Source organism: Geomicrobium sp. JCM 19055, assembly GCF_000698185.1.
GTDB classification, from domain to species: Bacteria; Bacillota; Bacilli; order Bacillales; family Marinococcaceae; genus Geomicrobium_A; species Geomicrobium_A sediminis.
In genome coordinates this window covers 113,865-140,046 of sequence record NZ_BAXL01000001.1, presented here as the reverse complement: position 1 = coordinate 140,046, position 26,182 = coordinate 113,865, and the positions used below count along the sequence as shown (strand labels likewise).

General features: G+C 43.8%; 22 protein-coding genes and 8 pseudogenes. 3 read left to right on the top strand and 27 right to left on the bottom strand.

Annotation, left to right across the window (positions count from 1 at the left end; translation table 11 throughout):
* Positions 1-253 precede the first annotated feature (253 nt).
* The 14 genes and pseudogenes from JCM19055_RS22220 to prfA all read right to left on the bottom strand — a co-directional run bounded on the left by JCM19055_RS22220 (position 254) and on the right by prfA (position 10,561).
* On the bottom strand, positions 254-724 hold the full coding sequence (locus JCM19055_RS22220; RefSeq protein WP_265181612.1) for a hypothetical protein: 471 nt from the start codon (positions 722-724) through the stop codon (positions 254-256).
* Positions 685-2,190 (bottom strand): S8 family serine peptidase, encoded by a 1,506-nt coding sequence (locus JCM19055_RS00730; RefSeq protein ID WP_052365735.1) that lies wholly within the window; start codon positions 2,188-2,190, stop codon positions 685-687. The genes JCM19055_RS22220 and JCM19055_RS00730 overlap by 40 nt, the downstream gene beginning before the upstream one ends.
* A 47-nt stretch (positions 2,191-2,237) precedes the next feature.
* Complete coding sequence (locus JCM19055_RS00725; protein ID WP_042358123.1) at positions 2,238-2,480, bottom strand: hypothetical protein; 243 nt, start codon at positions 2,478-2,480, stop codon at positions 2,238-2,240.
* A 122-nt stretch (positions 2,481-2,602) separates the two neighbouring features.
* Entirely contained in the window at positions 2,603-3,232 is a 630-nt protein-coding gene (gene upp, locus JCM19055_RS00720; RefSeq protein ID WP_042358122.1) for a uracil phosphoribosyltransferase, read from the bottom strand.
* A gap of 195 nt (positions 3,233-3,427) precedes the next feature.
* Positions 3,428-4,664: pseudogene (glyA, locus tag JCM19055_RS00715) on the bottom strand (serine hydroxymethyltransferase).
* A gap of 42 nt (positions 4,665-4,706) precedes the next feature.
* Entirely contained in the window at positions 4,707-5,246 is a 540-nt protein-coding gene (locus JCM19055_RS00710) for a TIGR01440 family protein (protein WP_042358121.1), read from the bottom strand.
* Positions 5,243-5,683 carry a ribose 5-phosphate isomerase B gene (gene rpiB / locus JCM19055_RS00705; RefSeq protein ID WP_042358120.1) on the bottom strand — a complete coding sequence of 147 codons (441 nt, stop codon included), beginning with the start codon at positions 5,681-5,683 and terminating at the stop codon, positions 5,243-5,245. The genes JCM19055_RS00710 and rpiB overlap by 4 nt, the downstream gene beginning before the upstream one ends.
* Positions 5,680-6,126: a low molecular weight protein arginine phosphatase gene (locus JCM19055_RS00700; protein WP_042358119.1), complete on the bottom strand. Its 447-nt coding sequence runs from the start codon at positions 6,124-6,126 to the stop codon at positions 5,680-5,682. The genes rpiB and JCM19055_RS00700 overlap by 4 nt, the downstream gene beginning before the upstream one ends.
* 151 nt (positions 6,127-6,277) lie before the next feature.
* Positions 6,278-6,397, bottom strand: a complete 120-nt coding sequence (locus JCM19055_RS24985) for a manganese efflux pump (protein WP_193745248.1) — start codon at positions 6,395-6,397, stop codon at positions 6,278-6,280.
* The gene (locus tag JCM19055_RS22215; RefSeq protein WP_052365734.1) at positions 6,384-6,731 is read right to left on the bottom strand and encodes a manganese efflux pump; all 348 of its coding nucleotides are present in this window, start codon (positions 6,729-6,731) and stop codon (positions 6,384-6,386) included. The genes JCM19055_RS24985 and JCM19055_RS22215 overlap by 14 nt, the downstream gene beginning before the upstream one ends.
* Positions 6,732-6,779: 48 nt before the next feature.
* Positions 6,780-7,715, bottom strand: coding sequence for an L-threonylcarbamoyladenylate synthase (locus JCM19055_RS00690; protein ID WP_265181665.1), 936 nt, complete (start codon positions 7,713-7,715; stop codon positions 6,780-6,782).
* Positions 7,716-7,905: 190 nt separating this feature from the next.
* Complete coding sequence (gene spoIIR, locus JCM19055_RS00685) at positions 7,906-8,568, bottom strand: stage II sporulation protein R (protein WP_052365733.1); 663 nt, start codon at positions 8,566-8,568, stop codon at positions 7,906-7,908.
* Between the two features lie 266 nt (positions 8,569-8,834).
* Positions 8,835-9,491: a peptide chain release factor N(5)-glutamine methyltransferase gene (gene prmC / locus JCM19055_RS00680; protein WP_052365732.1), complete on the bottom strand. Its 657-nt coding sequence runs from the start codon at positions 9,489-9,491 to the stop codon at positions 8,835-8,837.
* A complete protein-coding gene (gene prfA, locus JCM19055_RS00675; RefSeq protein ID WP_042358118.1) occupies positions 9,488-10,561 on the bottom strand; it encodes a peptide chain release factor 1 in 1,074 nt (357 codons plus the stop codon). The genes prmC and prfA overlap by 4 nt, the downstream gene beginning before the upstream one ends.
* Positions 10,562-10,667: 106 nt before the next feature.
* On the opposite strand from prfA, the pseudogene JCM19055_RS00670 reads away from it, so the two are divergent.
* A pseudogene (locus tag JCM19055_RS00670) lies at positions 10,668-12,007 on the top strand (FAD-dependent oxidoreductase).
* A gap of 226 nt (positions 12,008-12,233) precedes the next feature.
* Here JCM19055_RS00670 and JCM19055_RS00665 read toward each other — a convergent pair.
* The 7 genes and pseudogenes from JCM19055_RS00665 to JCM19055_RS27880 all read right to left on the bottom strand — a co-directional run bounded on the left by JCM19055_RS00665 (position 12,234) and on the right by JCM19055_RS27880 (position 18,447).
* Positions 12,234-12,476: a type B 50S ribosomal protein L31 gene (locus tag JCM19055_RS00665; protein ID WP_042358117.1), complete on the bottom strand. Its 243-nt coding sequence runs from the start codon at positions 12,474-12,476 to the stop codon at positions 12,234-12,236.
* Positions 12,477-12,586: 110 nt separating this feature from the next.
* Positions 12,587-13,870, bottom strand: a complete 1,284-nt coding sequence (rho, locus tag JCM19055_RS00660) for a transcription termination factor Rho (protein ID WP_042358116.1) — start codon at positions 13,868-13,870, stop codon at positions 12,587-12,589.
* Positions 13,871-14,083: 213 nt separating this feature from the next.
* The gene (glpX, locus tag JCM19055_RS00655) at positions 14,084-15,052 is read right to left on the bottom strand and encodes a class II fructose-bisphosphatase (protein ID WP_042358115.1); all 969 of its coding nucleotides are present in this window, start codon (positions 15,050-15,052) and stop codon (positions 14,084-14,086) included.
* A 17-nt stretch (positions 15,053-15,069) separates the two neighbouring features.
* On the bottom strand, positions 15,070-16,359 hold the full coding sequence (locus JCM19055_RS00650) for a UDP-N-acetylglucosamine 1-carboxyvinyltransferase (protein WP_042358114.1): 1,290 nt from the start codon (positions 16,357-16,359) through the stop codon (positions 15,070-15,072).
* Between the two features lie 115 nt (positions 16,360-16,474).
* Positions 16,475-17,129, bottom strand: a pseudogene (fsa, locus tag JCM19055_RS00645) (fructose-6-phosphate aldolase).
* Positions 17,130-17,146: 17 nt separating this feature from the next.
* A pseudogene (fba, locus tag JCM19055_RS00640) lies at positions 17,147-18,015 on the bottom strand (class II fructose-1,6-bisphosphate aldolase).
* A gap of 204 nt (positions 18,016-18,219) precedes the next feature.
* Positions 18,220-18,447 (bottom strand): response regulator, encoded by a 228-nt coding sequence (locus JCM19055_RS27880; RefSeq protein ID WP_052365731.1) that lies wholly within the window; start codon positions 18,445-18,447, stop codon positions 18,220-18,222.
* 156 nt (positions 18,448-18,603) lie between these two features.
* Here JCM19055_RS27880 and JCM19055_RS00630 point away from each other — a divergent pair, with 156 nt between their 5' ends.
* Entirely contained in the window at positions 18,604-19,119 is a 516-nt protein-coding gene (locus tag JCM19055_RS00630) for a DUF2529 family protein (protein WP_042358113.1), read from the top strand.
* A gap of 72 nt (positions 19,120-19,191) precedes the next feature.
* Here the strand turns inward: JCM19055_RS00630 and JCM19055_RS00625 are convergent.
* Positions 19,192-20,794 (bottom strand): annotated as a pseudogene (locus JCM19055_RS00625) (CTP synthase).
* 316 nt (positions 20,795-21,110) lie between these two features.
* Between JCM19055_RS00625 and JCM19055_RS26880 the strand changes: the two are divergent.
* Entirely contained in the window at positions 21,111-21,281 is a 171-nt protein-coding gene (locus tag JCM19055_RS26880; RefSeq protein WP_193745026.1) for a hypothetical protein, read from the top strand.
* Between the two features lie 284 nt (positions 21,282-21,565).
* Here JCM19055_RS26880 and rpoE read toward each other — a convergent pair whose 3' ends face one another.
* The 5 genes and pseudogenes from rpoE to JCM19055_RS00600 form a co-directional block, all read right to left on the bottom strand.
* Entirely contained in the window at positions 21,566-21,838 is a 273-nt protein-coding gene (gene rpoE / locus JCM19055_RS00620; protein ID WP_042358112.1) for a DNA-directed RNA polymerase subunit delta, read from the bottom strand.
* A gap of 120 nt (positions 21,839-21,958) precedes the next feature.
* A pseudogene (locus JCM19055_RS26875) lies at positions 21,959-22,582 on the bottom strand (TetR/AcrR family transcriptional regulator).
* Positions 22,545-23,742 (bottom strand): annotated as a pseudogene (locus JCM19055_RS00610) (acyl-CoA dehydrogenase). Before JCM19055_RS00610 ends, JCM19055_RS26875 begins: the two co-directional pseudogenes overlap by 38 nt.
* Before the next feature lie 14 nt (positions 23,743-23,756).
* Positions 23,757-24,894, bottom strand: a pseudogene (locus tag JCM19055_RS00605) (acyl-CoA dehydrogenase family protein).
* A gap of 88 nt (positions 24,895-24,982) precedes the next feature.
* A complete protein-coding gene (locus JCM19055_RS00600; RefSeq protein ID WP_042358111.1) occupies positions 24,983-26,161 on the bottom strand; it encodes an acetyl-CoA C-acetyltransferase in 1,179 nt (392 codons plus the stop codon).
* Positions 26,162-26,182: the final 21 nt, after the last annotated feature.

Sequence of the window (26,182 nt, the reverse complement as noted above, 5' to 3'; positions counted from 1 at the left end):
CACCTGTACTACTACACGATAATCAATCATCATACCCTCAGTAATCGTACAATAGGGATACATTGATGTCAACGAGGGATATACAAGGAAAATCCCTCCGCAACAGTGATCGGCAAATTCTACTTTGTGTCAAAAGATTGACAAATTGTAAATTAGGTCTTGTATCATAGCAGCAATATCCATTTTTTGTGATAATTATGCTTTGAAGAACCAAAAAGATTGGAGAACTTAAGGTTAAGCTCCTCCATCCACATCACTTCCTCTTTCTCGACTCTAATAATAGAATCTTGGATTCGACCGTATCTTCTCGATCTTTTAACTTTGCATAAACGAGAACGTGATAAAGCCCTGGATCCAATTGCACTGCGTCCTTGTGAAGGCGTTTTTCAAATACGCCTTTTGGAATATCCGTTTCATGATCAAGCGTCATAATGTACGTAAAGGTATCAGGATCATAGAGCGAAATTTCCAGTTCTTCTGCTCCACCAGGTAAAAACACTTCGTACATCCAATCCCCACCGTTCGGTAGCTTCCCGAATTGAAATGCACTAACTCTCGGATAATCTGGCTCATCACTGAATAACAGAAACGGTAACGTGATATCCTCTTGTCCGCCCGTTACTTTAATTTGCCCGTCAACACGCTTGAAGTCGATAATATCCGTCTCAATCTCAACACGGATCGTCACGTCCTTCGATTGACCCGGTTCGACTGTAACAGGCATTGGCATTTGCATTTTAAGCCTGTACCGAGTGATGCCGGTACGTCAAAGCGATACGTTCTCTTTTCATTACCGTGATTTTCAATCGTGAGTTCTTTCTCAAGTCGCTGGCTTTCTTGCTGTTTCGGATCCCCATCCCATACACCAAATGAAAGCGCACCAGGATAAACGAGCGTGTCACTTCGAACGGCTGCTTCGATATCGACACGACCAGATCCTTGAACAAATGGAGGATAACGCTCACCATTCTCTGACACGAGGGGAACTGCCGTGTTCATTAATGCTGCTTTGACTTGTTCTGGTCCCCACTCTGGTTTTGCTTGTTTCAAAAGTGCTGCCGCTCCGGCAATGTGAGGCGCTGCCATACTCGTACCGTTCAACGCCATGTAACCGTTCGGCACGGTGCTGTCGATATCAACGCCCGGTGCAACCACATCCGGTTTAATGTCCCACGTTTGCGTAACAGGACCTCTTGAACTAAACAACGCCATATGATCGGTTTCTTCCACGTACTTCGTCTCAATCATGGCATCTTCACCATTCTGTTCAATCCACTCACGCAACCGCACACCGTCATGATGATCAATTGTCGCAGCGGTAAAGGCTACTGGTTCTTCGACACCCGCTGCGAACGTCCCAGGAATATTATTCATCAAAAGTACCGCTTTTGCCCCAGCTTCTTTTGCATTCTCTAATTTTGCTTTAATCGGTATTCCACCACGCTCAATGAGCACGACCTTGCCTTCAACACTCATCAGATCTTCTGGCATCCCGAGGTGACCATCAACGAGCAAATTACTTCGTTTTAAGTCCCAAGGCTTCGACCCTTGAATCGCGTGTAGACCGATGTTCTCTTCACCGTCTGAAACACGGATTTGTGGCGCTTTTAATGGTGGTGTAGACGCACCAACTGAAATCGCCTTTGAAGACGTCCCTGGCGACCCGACGCTCCATAGGTCCGGCCCACTATTTCCATTTGAAGTAACTGTAATAATGCCTGCTTCTGTCGCTTTATCTAGCGCCAAGCTCGTCGGCCAATCTGGACCGTTAATTGGGCTTCCGAGTGATAAATTCAATACGTCAACTTCGTCATCAATCGCCCGTTCAATCGCTTCTAGAATAAAGGCTGTTGATCCTTGGCCTTCTGGACCGAGGGCGCGATAAATGTACAGTTCCGCTTCAGGTGCTACACCTTTCACACGACCATTTGCTGCAATAATCCCTGCAACATGAGTACCATGAAACGTCTGTGCTTTTCCTCGAATCTTCGATTCCATCGGATCGTCATCTTTGTCAACAACATCGTAGCCTTTCACATAACTCCGGCTTAAATCAGGATGATTGTAATCGATGCCTGTATCAATCACACCGACTTTGACACCTTTTCCAGTCAGCCGCACACCTCGGTCCTCTAGTTCAGATCGAAGATTGTCAGCGCCGATGAATGGCACACTTTCTTTTAAAGACACTTCGTAATCTACGCTTGCGTCAACTGCACTGACGCCAGCAATCGCCTTTACTCGTTCTGCTTGTTCGCTCGTAAACCGGTAAGCTGCCCCATTGATACTATTCTCATATATAACTCAGGTTCAATTCCACCGACTACTTCTTCAATTCGGTTCATCGTTTCGCTATACGACTCATTCATTTGGACAATATACATTTCTTTTGACGGCTGAGCATGTACGCTCGTAAATGATGTTAGTAAAAGAACCATCGACATCATAAGGGCGGTTATGCATCGGAACGTATTCTTCATCACCGACCTCCTTTATAGCATTTAGAATGCGCTAGAGGATGCCGAATCATACAATCACTTTTTACAACAAAAAAAGAACCTTCTCACACCGAGCTGAGAAGGTTCTTTTTCATAAATGTCATTTACTTCGTTCCGAAAAGACGGTCACCAGCATCGCCAAGGCCTGGTACGATGTAGCCTTTTTCGTTTAGCTTTTCATCAAGTGCTGCCAAGTAGATGTCAACGTCCGGGTGATCTTGTTGTACTTGTGCAACGCCTTCTGGAGCAGCGATGAGGCACATTAACTTAATGTTTCTTGCTCCGCGTGTTTTTAACGAGTTAATCGCTTCAACTGCAGATCCTCCAGTTGCAAGCATTGGATCTACAACGATTAAGTCACGCTCTTCAATGTCTTTAGGGAGCTTTACGTAGTACTCAACAGGTTGAAACGTTTCAGGATCGCGGTAAAGACCGACATGTCCTACTTTTGCTGTTGGGATTAAGTCGAGGATGCCCTCTACCATTCCTAGACCTGCACGAAGAATCGGGACAATTCCAAGCTTCTTACCAGCGATCACTGACGATTGTGCTGGACCTACTGGTGTGTTGATCGTCACTTCTTCAAGTTGAAGATCACGAGTGATTTCGAATGCCATTAACGTCGCGACTTCATCAGTTAACTCACGGAACTCCTTCGTTCCTGTTGATACATCACGAATGTACGTAAGTTTATGTTGGATGAGTGGATGATCAAATACGTATACTTTACCCATACTGCAAACACGCTCCTTTTATTGGTTCTATTTCTAAACTCTAAAGAGTGAAATCGATAAATGCCTTTGAAAATTCTACAGAAAAACAGACCTTGATTCAAGTCATATTTTATCCAAATTGCATCAAAACTATGGCAAGATAAAAGCGTCATAAGAAAAAGCAGGAATACGTGCCTCCTGCTTTCCTCTCACTCTTTATTCGTACATCGGAAACTTACTCGTTAACGTTTTTACACGTTGACGTGCTTCAGCAAGCTTCTCTTCTTGTTCCATATTGTTAAGCGTGAGTCCGATAATCGCAGCGATCTCATCCATATCTTCTTCTTTAAAGCCACGAGAAGTTACGGCTGCCGTCCCGATTCGAATACCACTTGTCACGAATGGACTTTCTGGATCAAACGGAATGGTGTTTTTGTTCGTTGTAACACCAACATCATCCAACGCTTTTTCAGCCACTTTACCTGTTAGACCTAGTCCTGTTAAGTCTAGTAGAAGCAAGTGGTTGTCTGTCCCACCAGAAACGAGGTTAATGCCTTCTTTCTGTAAGCTTTCTCCGAGTCTTTTTGCATTGCGAATAATTTGAGCTGCATAGTCGTTAAATGACGGCTGCAATACTTCTAGGAAAGAAACTGCTTTTGCTGCGATGACATGCATCAGTGGACCACCTTGAAGACCAGGGAAGATCGACTTGTCCACTTTTTTTCGCAAATTGTTCCTCACAAATAATCAAACCACCGCGTGGTCCACGTAGCGTTTTGTGAGTCGTTGACGTTACAAAATGAGAATGAGGAACTGGGTTGTTGTGAAGACCAGCAGCAACTAGACCTGCAATATGAGCCATGTCGACCATAAGATACGCGCCAACTTCATCGGCAATCTCACGGAAACGTTTAAAGTCAATTTCGCGTGGATAAGCAGAAGCACCTGCGACGATGAGTTTCGGTTGATGAGCTTTAGCGAGCTCAAGAACCTTGTCGTAATCGATGCGATGATCATTCTCCGTTACACCGTATTCAACGAAGTTATACTGAACACCGCTAAAGTTTACTGGACTACCATGCGTCAAGTGTCCACCGTGAGAAAGGTTCATTCCGAGCACGGTGTCGCCATGCTCAAGAATCGTGAAGTAGACACCCATGTTCGCTTGTGCACCCGAGTGGGGTTGAACGTTTACATGATCGCCACCGAAGATTTCTTTCACACGATCTCGTGCAAGATCTTCAACGACATCTACGTGTTCACAACCTCCGTAGTAACGACGACCCGGATACCCTTCTGCATACTTGTTCGTTAAAACAGAACCTTGGGCTTCCATGACCGCTTCAGATACAAAGTTCTCCGATGCAATCAATTCGATCTTTTCTCTTTGGCGTTGTAATTCATCTTGAATAGCTTCAAAAATGGCAGGATCTTGACTTGCGACATGTTTCATCTTACAGTTGTTCCCCTTTCCCTATCCTTTTTTTCTAGTTTATCACGAATTGCTATAGTGTGAGCGTGGACCTCCAATATATTTTGGACGAGTTCTTGCCATCGTGACGATCGCTTGTCCAACCTTTGAGTTCGACGGTCGAACGGGCACGGCCACGTGTTTCAAATGCATTCCGATCAACGTGAGGCCGATATCAACACCTGCGTCAGCCGCGATATGTTCAACGATGACACGCTCTTGCCCTTCTAAATAAGCATAAGCGGCCATCGCTCCACCAGCATGACGTACAGGTATTACGTTTACAATTGGAAGGTGATGAGCATTCGCGAATGACCGCGGTACGACGAGGGCTCGGTTAATATGCTCACACCCTTGGTACGCAGGAATTACCCCTGTCTCTGAACAAAATTGTTCAACCGCTTCTACAATAGCTTTGGCGATTTCTTCAGAGCCTTCTGTGCCAATGTGCTTTCCCGCAATTTCACTCGTACTTGCACCAATCACAAGTACGTCACCGCCTTGAAGTGACGCCTGATCATTTAACTCAGCGAGCAAGTCTCTGACCTCACTTATGATTGTCATGTTTGATCGAGCTCCATCATCTTGTCAACACGACGTTGGTGACGTCCTCCTTCATACGGAGTATCGAGCCACTTTTCAACGATTGATGTTGCAAGACCAGGTCCAACAACGCGCTCACCCATAGCTAACACGTTCGAGTCATTGTGAAGACGTGTCATTTCTGCACTAAATAAATCATGAACGAGGGCACAACGGATGCCTTTGACTTTGTTCGCAGCGATCGACATGCCAATTCCTGTTCCACAAATTAAAATGCCTCGCTCGTAATCTCCGCTTGCTACCGCTTCAGACACAGGTTTTGCAAAATCAGGGTAATCGACGCTGTCCATTTCGTGAGCACCAACATCTTCATACTCAATTCCCTTTTCATCTAACAGTGGTAAAATTTCTTTCTTTAAACGAAGACCGGCATGGTCTGATCCGATAATTACCTTCATGACTTTCCCTCCACTAATCTTGGTTTTGCAGCTTGTATTAGTCTTTCCATTTGTTCCTTTGCGATGCGGTACTGCTCTAAGCTTCCTCCGAATGGATCCTGGATGTTCGCATCGGGTTCACCTGCAAATTCACCGAGCGTGAAAACCTTTTGCTTTTCGTTTGGGAAGATTGAAGCAATTGCATCTTGATGATTCGCAGTCATCGTCAATACAATATCCGCCCATCCTAGTAACGATTCGTCGAGTTGTTGCGCCGAGTGATCGTCCAAGCTTTGACCGAATTCCTTCGCGAGTATCGCTGAATGTTCTGCCGCTTTTGAACCCGGAAATGCATGGATTCCCGCAGATTGAACGTCGACTGTTGCAGTATGGTGTTTGAGCAGTGCTTCAGCCATTGGGCTTCGACACGTGTTTCCGGTGCACACAAATAATACGCGCGTCACGCTATCCATCCCCTTATAAAAACTCTATACCACTATCATATGTTAAATAAATTGAAGAATAAAGGGATAGCTGAATACACACCAAATAATGAAAGAACAATTCCTGCTAATAGTTCACCGTAGTCTCCAATTCGGTTTCTAAACAAGCTTCCTAGCTTAAGCCAATTAGAGTCATGAGCATCGTTACGAAGCCGAATATGAGAATGACAGCAGTTGCCTCCGCACCAAGTGCGCCAAGTGATACTCCGACAGAAAAACTATCTAGGCTCACAATAAATGCAAAAAAATAGCACACCGATCCCTCTTAATTGGAATGATTGCTCCTTTTTCCCGCTTACACTTGTGAAAATCATTTGTATACCGATCAACGCCAGAATAACTCCAGCAACAAAACTCGCAACTCCTGCGCCATAAAAGTTAGAGATCCATGCACCGAGCGCCATTCCCGCAAGAGGCATAATCATATGAAACACACCGACACTCGTAGCAATTCGCCACATACCCGATCGATTAATCCCAGGGCCAACACCAAAAACGAGCGCAATCGAAAATGCGTCCATACCTAGAGCAACTGCCATCACAATTAAACTAAACCACTCAAACATAAAAAACCCCCTTGTCTGTTGTACAAGGGTATGCAGACAAGCAGGGTTTTAGACGTTCGATGCAGCTTTATTCAATCGATTCATAATGGCTCTTCCAAGACCTTTGTCTACAAACGTTTGAAACACAAGGACATCAACATTCGGCACTACATCGTCTACCTCACGCAAGACACGATAGACATTGCTAGAAATCGCATGCAAATCCGCTCCCGCTCCAAGCGTAAACACAACATCCGCTGTAACTCGTTCGCGCCACTCATCAATGACGGCAACTGCCGTACGTTTTCCTGATCGTTTCAATTCGTGGAGGACGTCGTTCGTATGCTCAAGCCCTGTCGTTAACACGAGCGCTGTGTTTGGGGCATAATGGCGATATTTCATGCCTGGCGACCGAGGGGCTTCCTCTGTCAAATTGATCGAACGATTCTGCTCAAATTGGAACCCTAAAGCATCCTCCATCATTTCTTGAGTAACTCCGCCCGGTCGCAAGATGACAGGTTCTTCACCACTTACATCAACAACAGTTGATTCAAGTCCATATCCTGTAGCACCACCATCAATAATGGCATCAATCCTGCCGTCGAGATCTGCTTTTACGTGACTAGCACGCGTTGGACTTGGGCGACCAGACCGATTGGCACTCGGGGCAGCAATCGGTAAGTTTACAGATTGCAATAACGTTAACGCTAATGGATGATCTGGCATACGAACAGCGACCGTATCAAGTCCTGCTGTCACAATATCTGGTACCCCGGGTTTTCGTTTCATGACTAACGTCAGCGGACCCGGCCAAAATGTTTCAACCAAAATAGTAGCCATTTCATTTACTTCAAGAACCAATGTGTCTAACTGTTCAATGTGTCCAATATGTAGAATGAGTGGATTATCACTCGGTCGCCCTTTCGCTTCGAAGATTTTAGCCACCGCTTCTGTGGATAACCCATTCGCCCCTAACCCATAAACCGTTTCTGTCGGAAAGGCGATAAGACCGCCTTTTTTTCCATATATCTACTGCCTTTGAAACGCTTTCAGTGTCCTGAAAGTTATTCACAGGCAACCAGTTTGTATGTTGGTAACTCACACGTATTTCTCCTTAAAATGTAAATTTCCCCTTTATAACAAGGCTTTTGATACTGTGTACACCTCTGCTTAGTTATCCACAATTCGAAGGTATTTATCCACATAGGTGTTTGTTGTTGAGGATAACTCTTATGATTTTCCGCCAAACCAATTGTCCCATAATTCTGCCACAAAAAAATGTGAATTCCGGCTCTGAATTATCCCCAGTTTTGTCTACATCCTCTGTTGATAACTCGACTTCCTCTTCTTCTATTTCTTCATCGGATCCGATCCCTAAGTCAGTCAAACAGAGTGGCGGAAATAAGACGCACCACCAATTTTCTCCGTTTCCATCACCAATTTCAATAACGAGTGCTTCATATAATCCTGCCGGGTATACGAGTGGTCCATACACTTTTGTTGGGAACTCCACGTCTTCTGATAGTGAAACATCTACAGGTAGATCAAAACCATGTCGCTCGACGATGTCTTCTGCAATGTCTTCAATGTTTGTTAATTGCTCTGTAAATGTTGCTCTTGCCTCCGATTGCGTCGTCGCCCCTGTTAGCATTTCACGAGTATAAAGGGCAACTTCATCACGAACATCTCGTTTAATCTGTTGATGCACAAGTGCATCAGAATGCGAAAAGATTCGCAAACGGATTGCATCTTCAGGAATGCTATCTTCCGCCATCCAATATTGTTGTTGGCTTTCCCACGTACCGACGACCATAAATAAACAGATAAATGTATAAATAAGTGCTTGTTTCATGATCATTCACTCTCCCTCTCTACTGTTAAGCTTGGTCAGAGGGAGGGAGAGATAAACTCGTTTTCGTACGACAAATTTCTTATGTGATACTTATGATTCGATCTTTACCATTGAGGTCTTGATGTATGCGGACGTGAGCATGCGGAAATGCCTTTTCCATTAACGAAGAAACCGTCGGTCCTTGATCGTAACCAATCTCTAATAAGACGATTCCGTCCTCAGCTAATACACCTGGAAGCTCCTCTGCTAAGCGTACGTAGAACAGGAGTCCATCATCTCCACCCGCGAGCTAAATGAGGTTCTTGATTTTTGACATGCTCATGAAGTTTCTCCACTTCGGCAATCGGGATGTACGGTGGGTTACTGACGATTACGTTATACGTCTCACCTACGAGCGGGCCGGTTAAATCTCCTTCTCGAAAGGCTACACGGGTAGCTCCAAGTTTCTTTGCATTCCCACTGGCCACTTCAAGTGCGCGCTTTGAGATGTCTGTTGCCACAACTTTCGCTGCTTTGCATTCCAAAGAGAGCGTCACTGAAATCGCTCCACTCCCCGTAGCAATGTCTGCAATCTTCGGTGCACGAAAGCCTTGTTCTTGCATCAATTTGAGTGCAAGTTCAATAAGCTCTTCGGTTTCGGGTCTTGGAATGAGCACATGTTCGTTTACGTTAAACTTCCGGCCATAAAAACTTGCTTGGCCACTAATGTATTGCACTGGCTCGCCCGCGATAAACCGTTCAATAGCCGCTTGATACGACACTTTTTGGTCTTCTCTTAACTCCTCACGACGTTTCAGTTGAAATTCAATCCCCTCTACGCCAAGAAGGTCTTCCATAAGCCAGACCGCAGCATGTGCTTCTTTTTCTTTAGACTCTAAAAAAGACGAAGCCCAATTTAGGGCTTCGTATACATATGTTACGTCTTTCATTCGCTCGTATGCTCCATCATTTTTGCTTGCTCTTCAACAATGAGTTGATCAATAATTTCATTCAAGTTCCCTTGAAGAATTTGTTCGAGCTTTTGCAACGTTAATCCGATGCGATGGTCAGTAACACGACTTTGCGGGAAGTTATACGTACGAATACGTTCAGAACGGTCGCCCGTTCCAACCGCAGCTTTGCGGTTTTCTGCGTACTCATCTTGTGCTTCCTTTTGAAACTTATCATATACACGGGCACGTAATACTTTCATCGCTTTATCGCGGTTTTTGATTTGTGATTTCTCATCTTGGCAACTCACGACGATCCCAGTCGGCTCATGTGTGATTCGCACAGCAGACATCGTCGTGTTAACACTCTGGCCGCCTGGACCACTTGAAGCAAATGTGTCCACTCGTAAGTCTTTATCGTGAATCTCTACCTCAACTTCTTCAGCTTCTGGAAGTACAGCTACCGTCGCTGTTGATGTATGAATTCGTCCACCCGACTCCGTGGATGGAATACGCTGCACACGGTGTGCGCCGTTTTCGTACTTCATCTTTGAGTATGCACCGTCACCATTAATGGAGAAAATAATCTCTTTGAACCCACCAATGTCGGTCGCATGCGTCTCAATGATTTCCGTCTTCCAGCGATTCTGCTCCGCAAAACGGCTATACATTTTGAATAAATCGCCTGCAAAAAGTGCCGCTTCGTCACCGCCTGCCGCACCACGAATTTCAATAATTACGTTCTTATCGTCGTTCGGGTCTTTTGGAATAAGGAGGATTTTCAGTCGTTCTTCAATTTCAACTTTACGTTCTTGAAGCTCTTCAATCTCCATTTTAACCATTTCAAGCATATCCGCATCAAGATCTTCTTCGTTCAACATCACTTTTGCATCGCTCAATTCAGATGATGTTGTTTTATATTCGCGGTACGCCTGTACAGTCTCTTCTATGTTCGATTGCTCTTTAGAATACTCACGTAGCTTGTTTGTATCACTTATGACTTCAGGATCACTTAACCATGCATTTAGCTGCTCGTAGCGATCTTCAACCGTTTGAAGTTTTTCAAGCACACTCTTCACCTCATTTTTCTTCTAAATTTAGTATAGTATAAGGAAGTAAGTTGGTCAAAACGGGTTCTGCTCTTGTTCCATGTGAAACATTACTAGGAGGGGTACGATGAAACGTTACGTCATTATCGGTGGAGATGCCGCAGGCATGAGCGCGGCAATGGAACTAGTACGAAATCGAGACAAAGAAAATACGATGATTACAACCATAGAGAAAGGTGCAATTTATTCTTATGCTCAATGTGGTCTTCCTTATGTGATTGAAGGAGCAATTGAACACGAAGATCATTTAATCGCGCGAGACGTTGAGACATTTCGAAGTCGATATGGCATCGATGCTCGGACGAATAGTGAAGTCACATCCATTGATTGTGAGAAAAAATTTGTTTACGTACAAAGTGAGAACAAACATGAAACGATTGATTACGATACACTTTTGATCGCCACTGGAGCAAGTCCGATTGTGCCTGACATTCCAGGCAAAGATCTTAAAGGTACACATACATTAAAAACAATTCCAGATTTACAAAACTTACAAAAAGACCTTCCAGACGTGTCTCACATCACCATTGTTGGAGGCGGGTACATCGGCCTTGAGCTGACCGAAGCCCTCGTTACGCAAGGTTATGATATTTGTCTCATTCAAAGAAACGACCAGTTGGCTCCTGGTATTGACGACCAACTCGTTGAACATTTACATGAAGAAGCACGGTTCCATAACGTTGATTTACGATTATCAGAACAAATTGAAGCCGTCCAAGGCACAACGCGTGTGCATTCTGTGAAAACAGATCAACGCGAGATATCAACTGATCTCGTCATTTTCGCAACAGGAATCGAGCCGAATACAGCCTTTCTATCTGACTGCTCTGTTACACGCTCTAAAGAAGGAGCGATTTATGTAAATGAGTACTTGCAAACGAATATGGCAGACGTATATGCTGCTGGCGACTGTGCCCTTCAATATCATCGACTAAAAGAAGAAGCTGATTACGCTCCATTAGGAACACATGCGAATAAACAAGGGCGTATTGCAGGAATGAACATGAGTGAGCGACTCCCTCTTCGTCGCTATGAAGGGATGACAGGTACGAGTATATTCCGCTTTTTTTTAACCTTGATGTAGCGATGACTGGCTTATCTGAAGAAGAAGCTACGGCTCTTGGACACGATGTTGGTACCGTTCACTACACAGGCGCTCATATTGCTGGTTATTTCGAAGAGAAGAAGCCGATTCACCTGAACCTTGTCTACGATCGTACGAGCGATCAATTCCTCGGTGCACAAATTATCGGTAAAGGCGTTGATAAACGTATTGATGTCGCAGCTACTGCACTTTATTCGAAGTTAACGTGTGAAGACATCGAGAATTTAGACCTCGCCTACGCTCCACCTTATAATGGTGTTTGGGACCCGTTACAACAAGCGCTTAGAAGGCGTAAACGCTAACAAGCAAGCCTTATGATAAGGCTTGCTTGTTCATCATGATCCCATGTTTCCCCTAATGAAATCTGCAGGCGTGGCATACGTCTACAAATGGAGGTCGTCATCCAACAACAATCTTTTTGATTGTGCATTATCATTTTATCCGTAAGTGTTAGTTATCATGTTCGGAGATCTAAGGAAATTGAACAAAAAAAAGACAAGTGGGAGTCCCCCTGGCTTGTCTTGAACATTACATGTTGTATTTCTTTTTGAAGCGATCGATACGACCACCAGCATCAGCAAGCTTCTGCTTACCTGTGTAGAACGGGTGAGAATCAGAGCTGATTTCAACTTTAATTACAGGATACGTGTTGCCGTCTTCCCATTCTGTTGTTTCAGCTGATGATTTCGTAGAACCACCTAGGAATTTGAAGCCCGTGCTTGTATCTAAGAAAACAACTTTTTGATATTGCGGATGAATTTCCGTTTTCATGAAGTATTCCCTCCTCCCTCTTACGCAGAGGTCTTTTCACACATAAAAAGATTATAACAATGGGACAGCTATTTTTCAAGTTCTACAATAAGACTTTTCAAAAATTGGCATTAAACGCCGGACTTTGTTTTTGTACGTTGTCTTGCCTTGTCTTGTTCCATACGTTCGAAAAACTCTTCATTCGTCTTCGTATCCTTAATTCTGCGGATGAAATGATCCACAAACTCTGGGGAATCACTCATCGTCTTACGCATCGCCCAAAGGCTTTCTAAGTGGCCTTTTGGTACGAGCAATTCTTCTTTACGAGTCGATGAGCGGCGAATATCAATGGATGGGAAGATGCGTCGTTCAGCAAGCTTACGGTCAAGATGTAGCTCCATGTTCCCTGTGCCTTTAAATTCCTCGTAAATCACATCGTCCATACGTGAACCTGTATCCACGAGAGCCGTTGCTAAAATTGTCATACTTCCACCTTCTTCAATGTTACGCGCAGCTCCGAAGAAACGTTTCGGGCGGTGGAATGCTGCAGGGTCAATACCCCCAGACAACGTACGACCACTAGGAGGAATAACAAGGTTATAGGCTCGCGCAAGACGAGTTAAACTATCCATTAAGATGATTACGTCTTTACGTTGTTCTACAAGACGCATCGCTCTCTCTAAAACGAGCTCAGTCACTTTAATATGGTTCTCTGGCACTTCATCAAACGTCGAGTGAACAACTTCACCTTGAACAGAGCGCTCAATATCCGTTACTTCCTCTGGACGCTCATCAATCAGTAATACAATTAACTCTGCATCCGGATGATTTTCAGAGATGCTATTTGCGACTTGCTTGAGTAAAGACGTTTTCCCTGCTTTTGGTGGGGCTACAATGAGTCCACGTTGTCCAAAGCCAACTGGCGTTACGATATCGATAATACGTGCAGATAATCGCCCTGGATTTGTTTCAAGTTGAATTTTCTTATTCGGAAACAAAGGCGTTAATGCTGGGAAATGCGGGCGTTCTTTCGCATGGTCTGGCTCGTCCCCATTTACAGCCGACACTTGCAATAAACCGTGATAGCGCTCATTGTCTTTAGGCTTTCTTACTTTGCCTGAGACACGATCTCCATTTCTTAAGTCAAAACGACGAATTTGTGAGGCAGAAATGTAAATATCTTCTGAGCTCGGTAAATAGTTGATCGGACGCAAAAATCCATACCCTTCTGTCTGAATGATCTCTAGAACACCTTCCATAAACATGAGACCATCTTGTTCTGCTTGTCCTTTTAATATCGCAAAAACAAGCTCTTGCTTCGTTAATTTACTGTAGTAGGAGATCTTCAGCTCTTTTGCGAGCTTATATAAATCTCGAAGTGTCTTTTGCTCGAGTTCAGCTAATGAATAACTCAAACGTCTTCACCACTTTCTTAAGTTACTTATCATTTCAATTGAATTCATTGTTAGTTGTCTTGGGATCATTACGAAAGGCAGGACATTAGAAGGAAAACTTCGAATGTTATGGGAGGTTTGGAAAAACAGATAAAGCGAGAATTCGTTGTACCTAACGTACCATACTTTTGGACGAGTTGGGAACAACGAATTCCGAAGTATTAGTAATACGAATTAGTTCTTCATGAAAAAATCGGGTTTCTTCGCAACGTTATGCTTACCATCAATAAAACGTACGGTTCCTGATTTCGCCCTCATAACAAGTGATTGAGTGGTTGCTTTTGTACTCTTATAATGAACGCCTTTTAGTAATTCTCCATCGGTAACACCAGTCGCTGCAAAAATACAGTCATCTCCACCGACGAGGTCGTCCATAAATAACACTTTCGATGTGTCCTCAATCCCCATTTGATGACACCTTGCTTCTTCCGCATCGTCTTTTGGTAATAGACGACCTTGGAATTCTCCCCCGAGACATTTCAATGCTACTGCAGAGATTACTCCTTCAGGAGCTCCCCCTGTTCCCATTAATAAATCCATACCTGTTTCATCAAACGCCGTATTGATTGCCGCTGCGACATCACCGTCTTGAATGAGCTTGATTCTCGCTCCAGCTTGGCGAACCTCTTCTATTAACTGCTTATGACGATCACGTTGTAAAATGCTGACGACGAGGTCCTCAACATCTTTGGATTTAGCTTTTGCGACCGCTTTCAAATTCTCTTCCACTGTTGCATCAAGGCTAATGACTCCAACGGCCTCAGGGCCTACAGCAATTTTCTCCATATACATGTCTGGAGCATGCAACAACATCCCGTCGTCGGCAACTGCCAAAACTGCAAGTGCGTTCCACGTACCAGCAGCTACAATATTCGTACCTTCAACAGGATCAACGGCAACATCCACACGAGGCCCAAAACCATTTCCGAGCTTCTCCCCGATATAAAGCATTGGCGCTTCGTCTTTCTCGCCCTCACCGATGACGACGGTCCCTTTCATCGGGATCGTATCGAACACATCACGCATGGCGCTTGTGGCTGCGTCATCTGCTTCTTCTTTCATTCCCCGCCCCATCCAGCGTGCTGCAGAAAGCGCTGCTGCTTCAGTAACACGCACGAGTTCCATGGATAAGCTACGTTCCATTGTATCATGCCCCTTTGTTATGAACTTTTTAGTTGCTCTTGCTCTTCCTCAGTCATCTTCTCCCGCCAAAGCTTTGCACCGAGTCCTTTTAATTTCTCTTCAAGAGATTCATAACCTCGATCGATATGATGAACGCCTGTAATTTCCGTAACACCATCCGCCATAAGACCAGCAATAACTAGAGCAGCTCCTGCTCTAAGGTCACTCGCTTTCACACGCGCACCTTCGAGGCGCTTCCCACCGTTAACCATTGCTGAACGGCCTTCGACTTTAATGTCTGCACCCATTCGGCGTAACTCATCAATATGTTTAAAACGCGCATTGTAGATGGTGTCTGTAATAATACTCGTCCCCTGAGCCTTTGCTAACAATGAGGTAACCGGTTGTTGCAAATCTGTCGGAAAACCTGGATGTACGAGTGTTTTAATGTCGACACCCTTCAAACGATTGTTACTTCCTTTTACATAAACGGCATCGTCATCACTATCAACATCAACACCCATTTCATCGAGCTTAGCGATTAATGATTCTAAATGATCAGGAATTACGTTTTGAACAGCTACATCTGAACCCATACAAGCTGCAGCAATAATATACGTCCCCGCTTCAATCCGGTCTGGGATAATGCTATGTGCACAACCTTTAAGCTTCTCCTTACCTTCAATACGGATTACATCAGTACCTGCACCTTTAATATCGGCACCCATGCTCGATAGAAGTGTCGCTACATCGATGATTTCAGGTTCTTTCGCGGCATTTTCAATGATCGTCTTCCCTTTTGCTTTCACAGCTGCAAGCATAATGTTAATCGTTGCACCGACGCTTACGACGTCAAGATAAATCTTCGCACCGACTAGCTCATTTGCTCGTAAGTAAATCGATCCTTGTTCGTTTGTTACGACAGCACCAAGTGCTTCAAATCCCTTAATATGTTGATCAATCGGTCGTGGACCTAAGTTACAGCCTCCAGGAAGACCAATCGAAGCTTTTTTAAAGCGTCCGAGCATTGCCCCCATCATATAGTACGATGCGCGCATCTGTTTGACTCGCCCGTTCGGAAGTGGCATTGGCATCACTTGTCTTGGATCAATCGTCATTGCATCACCATTGTGGTTCACACGACCACCAATATGCTCAACGAGTTCAGCTAACACTTCCACATCTGAAATATTCGGCAAATTGTCAATCGTCACTGGTGAGTCCGCTAAAAGCGCAGCCGGGATTAATGCGACCGCACTGTTCTTCGCTCCACCGATTTGAACTTCTCCGTGTAGTGGATGCCCACCCTCAACCATTAACTTATCCATGTGCTGCGTCACTTCCTCATCCTTCGGTTTAAATCTTAATTTTTAAGCAACTGTCTATGAACGTAACCTTCCCCTCTTTCTAACTAGAATTGTCAAAAAGAGAGGAAGGTAGACATTATCCTTTTTGGTTTGTTACTTTTTCCCAGTCTGCTAAAAACTTCTCAATGCCTTGGTCTGTCAACGGATGTGCTGCAAGTTGCTCAATAACTTTATACGGGATCGTTGCAATGTCTGCACCGCGTTTAGCTGACTCTGTTACGTGAACAGGATGACGTACAGATGCTGCAATGATTTGTGTATCAATGTCGTGTGTCGCAAAGATATCGGCAATCTCTTCAACAAGGTCTAAACCATTGCCACCAATATCATCAACACGGCCTAAAAACGGCGATACGTATGTCGCCCCAGCACGTGCTGCTAAAAGTGCTTGCACACTTGAGAAGATCAGCGTTACGTTCGTCTCAATGCCGAGTTCTTTAAACACTTTAACTGCTTTAAGTCCTTCGACTGTCATCGGGACTTTCACCGTAACATTCGGTGCTACAGCAGCTAATTCTTTCCCTTCTTCAATCATTGCATCTGCTTCAAGTGCGATCACTTCTGCACTGACAGATCCGCTTACAAGGGACGTAATTTCTTTAAGACGTTCTTTAAAGTCAATGCCCTCTTTGGCTACAAGACTTGGGTTTGTCGTTACCCCATCTAGGATGCCAAGATCGTGGGCTTTTTTTAATGTCTTCTAGGTTTGCTGTATCAATGAAAAATTTCATGCTCTCACACCTAACCTTTAGTTTGCTTTTCCTGCTGATCCAAAGTCGCGCATTTTGCCTTTAACAGTTTCTTTAATTGCATCTCGTGCAGGTCCCATGTATTTTCTTGGGTCGTATTGGTTCGGGCTGTTCTCGAACACTTCTTTAACGGCGTTCGTTGCAGCAATTTGGCTTTCTGTGTTTACGTTAACTTTGGCGTGACCGTACTCAATTGCACGCTTTACATCGTCAACTGGAAGACCTGTCCCTCCGTGAAGCACGAGTGGTGTTAAACCAACAAGCTTGTTGATCTCTTCCATTTGCTTAAATCCAAGATTTGGTTCGCCTTTATAAGGACCATGAACCGATCCGAGTGCAGGAGCAAAGCAATCAACACCTGTTTCTTTAACAAGGCGCTCGCACTCTTCTGGAATCGCATAATTCGCTTCTGCTTCATCAACGACGATATCGTCTTCTTGACCACCAATGCGTCCAAGTTCCGCTTCAACAGAAACTCCGACTGCATGTGCCATTTCAACGACTTTCTTCGTTAGGGCAATGTTCTCTTCTAATGGGTAGTGAGAACCGTCAATCATTACGGATGTAAAACCTGCTTTGATTGCTTGTGCACACGTCTCAAAGCTTGATCCATGATCCAAGTGAATCGCTACAGGGACGGTTACGTTGTACGCTGTCATGTAGGATTTCACCATATTAACAACGGCTTCAAACCCTCCCATATATTTCGCGGCACCTTCTGAAACACCGCAAATAAGAGGAGACTTTTCCTCCTCGGCTGCTTGTAAAATGGCTTGTGTAACTCCATGTTGTTTAAGTTGTATTGGCCAACGGCATATTGGTTTTCTTTAGCCGTTTTCAGCATCTCTGTCATGGAAACTAATGGCATAAGAATGGTTCCTCCTTAGTGACTGTAAATGATTCTCCGCTATTATATCATATTCCAATTTCATTTCGATATCTTATGTAAGCATTGCCTTTTCGACCAATTGTCGAATAACGGTAATGTCAAACGGTTTAGCAATTGATGCTATTACGCCTTGTTCGTGTAATTCCTTATCAAAATTCAACTCTTCATATGCGGTCATCATAATCACACGTACGTCTGAGCCTGTTTGCGAATTTTCTTAAGGACGTCGATGCCGCTTAACCCTGGAAGCTTCACATCCAACATCACGAGCTCAAATGTCATCTTCTCCATCGCTTCTAATGCTTGGTAGCCGTTACTTGCGAGATGAACATAATACCCTTCTTCCATTAGGACAGCTTCAATTAGTTTTCGAATTCCTGCTTCATCGTCTACGATTAATACTCTTTGCAACTTGCTCACCTCTGAACAAAAAATGATCTTTCTAACAATCACCTCTTAGCGTCTTCTCTTTGACATGGTTTCTAGACTTCAAAGTAATATCCTCTTTTTGGTAATTGATAATCGGTTAGACTTGTGGAAAGGATATGCTAGAAAGGTGATCGTTCAATGTTAAAAATGTACACAACTCAGCTACAACGTGTGTTTACAAAAATTCAAGAACAAGAAGAACAAATCGATGAATGTGGAAGACTACTCGCCCAAGCGCTCGTTGGTGAAGGATCGATTTATGTAGTGGGGGGTACACGCTACGATGCACTTGCTAAAGCGCTCGTACATAACCAAGATACAGTTACGCGTGTTGCTTCGTTAAATCTCCAAAAAGAATCATCACAGCTTACTTCTGTTGATCGATTAATTGTCATTACAGATGGAGAAGAGACGACGGAAGAAATTGAACAACTTCAAACAGCATTAAATCGTGAAACGCCACTTGTATTCATTGGACCTACTGCACCGTCATTACACGATGTAAATGGGATGGAACCTCCGTTCCATATTACGATAGAATCCAGGGGCCTTATTCCGAACCTTGATGGTTCAAGAAGCGGGTACCCAGAAGAACTCGCAATCGTTTACACGTACCAGGCATTAATGTTTCAAATCCAAGAGTTGCTCGCTTAATGTTTAGACTCAGTGTACCACGAATCCATTAAAAAAAGCTGTTGAATTGCGATCCAATTCAACAGCTTTTTATTATTCTCCTAAGGAGCTCTTAATGAATTCTCTAAACAACGGTTGTGGACGTGTCGGTCTTGAGACGAATTCCGGATGGAACTGAGCAGCAACAAAGTACGGGTGGTCGCTTAGCTCAACGATCTCAACGAGACGATTGTCAGGGCTCGTTCCAGAGAATACGAAACCAGCTTCTTCAAACGCTTCACGATACGCGTTGTTAAACTCATAACGATGGCGGTGACGCTCATATACAACTTCTTCACCGTATGCACGGCGAGCAATCGTGCCTTCTTTAAGCTTACAAGGGTAAAGTCCAAGGCGTAGCGTCCCACCAAGGTCTTCTACATCTTTTTGTTCTGGCAACAAATCAATAATTGGATTCGTCGTCTCAGGGTTCATCTCTGCCGATGCAGCATCGTCGAGTCCTAGTGCATGTCTTGCGAACTCTACTGAAGCGAGTTGCATCCCTAAACAAATACCAAAGAACGGTACTTTGTTCTCACGAGCATAACGAATGGCTGTAATCTTGCCTTCAACTCCACGATGTCCGAAGCCGTAAGGTACTAGAACGCCATCTACGTCTTTTAGCTGGTCATTTACATTTTCAGCAGTAACACCTTCTGAATCGATCCAACGAATCTCAATGTCAGCATCAAACGCGTAACCGGCATGTTTCAACGACTCAGCAATTGAAAGATAAGCATCTGGTAACGATACGTACTTTCCAACAAGACCGATGGTCGTCTTTTTAGAAAGATGCTTCACTTTGTTAACGAGCTCTTTCCATTCTTTCATATCTGCTTCTGGCTTTGGTGAGTCAATTTCAAGGTGCTTACAAACGATATCATCAAGCTTTTGGTCTTGAAGGTCTAAAGCCACTTGATACAGTGGGTTTGCGTTGCGGGCTTCAATGACTGAGTTCTTGTTAATGTCGCAGAAAAGGGCAATCTTTTCTTTCATTTCTTCTGGAACCGGTTGTTCTGTACGTACGACAATCACATTCGGCTGAATGCCAAGGCTACGAAGTTCTTTAACGCTATGTTGTGTCGGTTTAGACTTCATCTCACCTGCTGCCGAAAGGTACGGAATCAACGTACAGTGAATGTACATGACGTTTTCACGTCCAACATCACTTTTGATTTGGCGAATTGCTTCTAAGAAAGGAAGGCTCTCGATATCGCCAACCGTTCCGCCGATTTCAGTAATCACGACGTCAACGTTTGCTTCATTACCTGCACGGTACACACGGTCTTTAAGCTCGTTTGTAACGTGTGGGATTACTTGAACCGTTCCACCTAAATAATCACCGCGACGCTCTTTACGAATAACAGAAGAATACACTTTACCTGTCGTTACGTTGCTGTTCTGATTTAAGTTAATGTCAATAAAACGTTCATAATGCCCAAGGTCCAAGTCTGTTTCTGCACCATCATCAGTGACAAAAACTTCGCCGTGCTGATAAGCTCATAGTACCCGGGTCCACGTTGATGTATGGGTCAAATTTTTGAATGGTTACATTCAGTCCTCGATTTTTCAACAAACGTCCTAACGATGCAGCAGTAATCCCTTTTCCTAGTGAGGAAACAACACCGCCAGTAACAAAAATATACTTTACCGCCATTTAATGAGCCCCTTCCCAATCATTCATCTAATCAATACTTAAAATCCTCATTCAATAAAAAAAAGTGACACCTCCGCCAAAACTTGGGGGGCACACTTCTCGCTTGTTACTCATTAATATCTATCATTCAAAGAAAATTTATACGCAGTTTGGACAAGCCCAAAATTGATTCTACCTTCGCCTTATAGAAAAGTCAAGCAGTCGAAATAAGTTAATGAAATTGCCTTTTTTTAACAACTTCTAGTTAAAAAGAACATGCTTTTATCGAACTTGGACATATAGTAAAAAGGTACGTCACGAAAAAGGAGTGAAAAAGATGAGACAACCATATCATTTGTGGAACCCAAAAAGAGATTGGATTCGAGATGGTGGTTATTACCATTCCAATCATTGTTCTCAACTTCCTTTTGAAATTGTCATTAACAACAACCTGATTAACGGTCCTGGTGTTGTAACGACTCCTCAAACAAACCCGATCGTTTTCTAAACAAATAAGGCGGCCCTTTGGCCGCCTTATTGAATTCATCAATCTAAAAGAGTTTAAAGAGACGTTAAGCAAGAAACTCTATTACGACTTATTATCTTCTTCGTCGTAATCTTCGTCGTCTTCCTCATCGCTTTCTTGATCATCGTCATCATCATATTCATCAAACTCTTCATCACTATCTTCATCGTGATCGTCTTCGTTTGCAATTTCATCTAACTCATCTTCAATGTCTTCGAATTCACGATCTTCTTCGACTTCTTCTTCTGGAGCTTGGAATGTGTTGCTTAAATCTTCATCGATTTATCAACCGGATACCATTCTTTTAGACCCCAGTGGTTGTTGCCGAGGTGTACGAAACGACCGTCGATATTTAACGTGGTGAACAATTTCGTACGGCGATCGTCGAGTTGAGATTTTGGGATTTTTTTCAAATCTGCAACATCATTAAAGAAAGTATGAAATTCCGCAGGATTGTTTTTGTCTTTCAACATCATATAGCTAATCTCTACGGCAGACATTTCAAGGATTTCATCATTGCTAAGTTCTTTAATGGTCAATGCAACCTACACCCTTTCGTAAGCGCTCGCTTCCTCATACCGTTAGCGGCGTGCATACCTACCATTATAAACATAAAAACAACCTTTATGCTATAAAAATTGACTTTCTTTCATAAACTCTTATTTCGGCGTTTTTAACGACCTCATAATCTCTTCTACTTGAAGGTCTGTATACTGTTCAAGCGTAAAATGTTTTCGAAGTGCCCAGCGGCGAAACGTCCACATATACCTTTGGTCATGATGTTCTCAGCAAGTAATTGTGCCTCTAGGTCTGATAACTCAATTTCACCATGTTCACGACATTCAATGAGCACCGATCGGATTCCTTCTGTCATACTACGGTCGCGGTTCAAACATACGTTAATGATTCTTTCGATAACGCTTTGATTCTTGATACATAATCAATACTTCATCTTGTAATTCATCCATAACATGAATGAGACTACGCACGAGCTGTTCAATCCGCTTTCGACCAGGTAAGTTCCGATCGAGCATTTCAGTAAATCGCGTTTTTACACCGTCATGAATTGAGTCGCATACGAGGTACAAGACATCTTCTTTCGATTCAATGTACTCATATAACGTGCCAATGCTAAAACCAGCGGCTTTTGCAATTTCCCTCGTTGTCGTACGATGAAAACCTTTCTCTTGAAAAAGTTTCACAGCCGCTTTTACCATTTGCTCTCGTCGTTTCTTAATGAGTATTTCATCTTTGACCATTGCCGGAACGTAACGCTTTACCATCAGCACTCCTCCTTATTTGCCTGAGAGTAACCCTTTGCTGATCACAATTTTTTTGGATTTCATTTGTACCTTCGTAAATTTGAGTAATCTTCGCATCGCGCATGTAGCGCTCCACAGGATATTCTCGTGTATAACCATAGCCTCCAAACACTTGAACGGCTTCTGTCGTCACATCCATCGCAGCATCACCTGCATACAATTTCGATAGTGCAGAAGCATGACCGTAAGGCTCACCATGTTCTTCTAACCATGCCGCTTGATACGTCAATAACCTCGCTGCTTCGATTTTGGCAGCCATATCCGCTAACTTAAAAGAGATGCCTTGATGATGGGCAATTGGCTTGCCAAACTGCTTGCGTTCCTTTGCATAATCCACCGCCGCATCGAGGGCTCCCTGTGCAATCCCAACCGCTTGTGCCGCAATACCATTTCTACCGCCATCAAGTGTTTTCATCGCAATTTTAAACCCTTCCCCACTATTGCCGAGTCGGTTTTCCTTAGGAACTCGACAATTCTCAAACCTCACTTCCGTCGTTGGCGAAGAACGGATCCCTAGTTTTTCTTCTTTTTTGCCGACGTGAAATCCTTCATATCCACTTTCTACGATAAATGCGCTAATGCTTTTGTGATTTTCATCGGATTCCGTTTTGGCAAATGCAATATAAACGTCCGCTTCTCCGCCATTCGTAATAAAAATCTTTGATCCATTTAAGATGTAATCATCGCCATCTTCTTTAGCAGTCGTTTTCATTGACGCAACGTCTGAACCTGCTCCAGCTTCAGTTAGTGCAAATGCGCCTAAATATTTCCCTTCTGCGAGTGGCTTTAAGTATTTTTGCTTTTGTTCTTCATTACCAAAATGATGAATCGGCCAACTAGCCAGTGATAAATGTGCCGAAAGTGTAACGCCAGTACTTGCACACACTCTAGAAAGTTCTTCAATCGCAAGAACATAACTTACATAACCACTATCCGCACCACCATACTTTTCTGACCACGGAAGCCCCGTCAGACCGAGTTCAGCCATCTTTTCAAAAATCTCCCGATCAAAACGCTCTTCATGATCTCGTTCAGCAGCCGTTGGTGCTACGACTTGTTTCGCAAAGTCACGGACGGTTTTTTTGAATCATTTGTTGTTCTTCTGTTAGTTGAAAATTCATTGTTGATTCCCCCTCTAGTTGAGCAATTGTTTTGCAATAACCATACGTTGAATTTCGCTCGTTCCTTCATAAATCTCAGTAACTTTTGCATCTCGGAAATACCGTTCAATGCCATACTCTTTCATATTGCCATATCCCCCAAACAGTTGTAGCGCTTCGGTGGATACCGTTACTGCAGCTTTGGATGCAAGCAGTTTAGCAATCGAAACTTCCTTCTTACAATCAATCCCACTCTCATATCGATTCGCCGCATGATAGACGAGGCACCTCGCCGCTTCTACTTGCGCTGCCAGTTCTGCTAATTTAAACGACACCCCTTGAAAATGATGGATTGGCTTTTGAAATTGCTCTCGACCTTTCGTATATTCAATCGCTAATTGTAACGCACCTTCTGCGATCCCAAGTGCCTGTGCGGCAATCCCAATTCGACCTGCATTTAAGTTCGCTAAAGCAATATTCAATCCTTTGTTTTCATCACCTAGACGGTTTTCTTTTGAGACCCGAACACTGTCAAAGATTAGTTCGCTCGTGTTCGTACCGTGCATTCCCATTTTCTCTTCTTTTTTTTCCGACAGTGAGCCCTGGTGTATTACCGTCTACGATAAATGCTGTAACGCCTCTACTCCCTCGATCTGGTGCAGTTGACGCAAACACAACATATACCTCAGCCGCTCCTGCATTCGTAATGAACATTTTCGAGCCCGTTAGCACGTAATCGTCACCATCACGAACGGCTTTCATTTTTAATGCACCTGCGTCAGAACCTGAACTTTCTTCGGTTAACGCAAATGCACCAATTTTGTTTCCTTGAGCAAGATCAGAAACGTACCGCTCCTTTTGATCATCCGTTCCAAATTTAACGATCGGCAGTGTGCCGACTGACGTGTGTACAGAAAGAATGACACCGAGTGATGGCGACGCTTTAGAGATTTCGTGAATAGCCGTTATATAGGAGGTCATTCCCATACCAGCGCCACCATGCTTCTCTGGTACAGGGATCCCCATTAACCCGAGCGATCCCATTTTCTTAATCAATTCAAATGGAAATTGATCCTCTTCCATCGATGGAATCGCTCGTCTCACTTCTTGATCTACAAATCGTTGGATCGTTTGTTTCAATAAAGCATCTTGTTCTTTCACTCTTAAATCCACTCGGCGCCACTCCTTATACGTAAAATTCTGAGCGATCGCTCATTCTCGCTCCAAACAAAGGTAACGTTTATACCAGTTAGTATGACGACTATGGAACTTTGATCATGATGGCGTCACCTTGACCGCCTCCACTACAAATTGCAGCAATTCCAATGCCACCACCACGTCTTCGCAGTTCATAAGCTAGGGTTAATACGATTCGATTCCCACTCGCTCCAATTGGATGACCAAGCGCAACCGCCCCACCGTTTACATTGAGTTTATCTTCTGGAATTTCACCAAGTTGCTTACCAACAAGAGCGACCATCGAAAAGGCTTCATTTAATTCAAACAAATCAACTTGCTCTACGTTGATGCCGGTTTTCTCGCATAACTTCTCAATGATTAACCCTGGGGTTTCTGGGAAACGTTCTGTTTCAATTGCAATCGCTGTATGTCCAATAATCTCAGCTAAAGGCTTCTTCCCACTTGCTTTAACGGACGCCTCATCCATTACCACAACAGCACTCGCTCCATCATTAACACCAGGAGCATTGCCTGCTGTAATCGTTCCGTCTTTTCCAAAGACAGGAGAAAGCTTCTCTAATGCTTTAAGCTGAATGTCATGACGAATAGCTTCATCTTCTTTCACAACAACATCGCCACGTCTTGATTTCACAGTGATCTCTACAATTTCCTCCGCAAACTTGCCCGCTTCTTGCGCGTTCTTCGCACGCTTGTGAGATCCATACGCAAATCGATCTTGTTCTTCTCTACCAATTCCAAATTTCGTAGCACTTTCGTTTCCATATACACCCATGTGAACGCTTTCAAAAGAACACGTGAGTCCATCATGAACCATACTATCAATGAGCGATATGTCGCCCATCTTCTGGCCAAAACGTACACTCTTTGTAAAATGAGGTGCTTGACTCATCGATTCCATTCCAGCCGCCACAATTTTAGAGCCATCACCGCTACGAATAATCTGGTCAGCAAGTGTAATGCTTCTCATGCCAGAGGCACATACTTTGTTAATCGTCTCTGTTTTCACTTCCCACGGAATGTGAGCCGCTCTAGCTGCTTGCCTTGACGTGAGTTGACCTTGTCCGCCTTGTAATACATGGCCGACAATCACTTCGTCAACTTCATCTGGTCGAAGCTCACTTCGACGCAATGCTTCTGCCATCGCACTGCCGCCAAGTTCCATTGCACTCACCGTATGCAACGCTCCGCCCATACGGCCAAACGGTGTTCTTGCACCTTCCATAATGAACGACTTTTTCAACTTACTCACCCTCTTATCCTA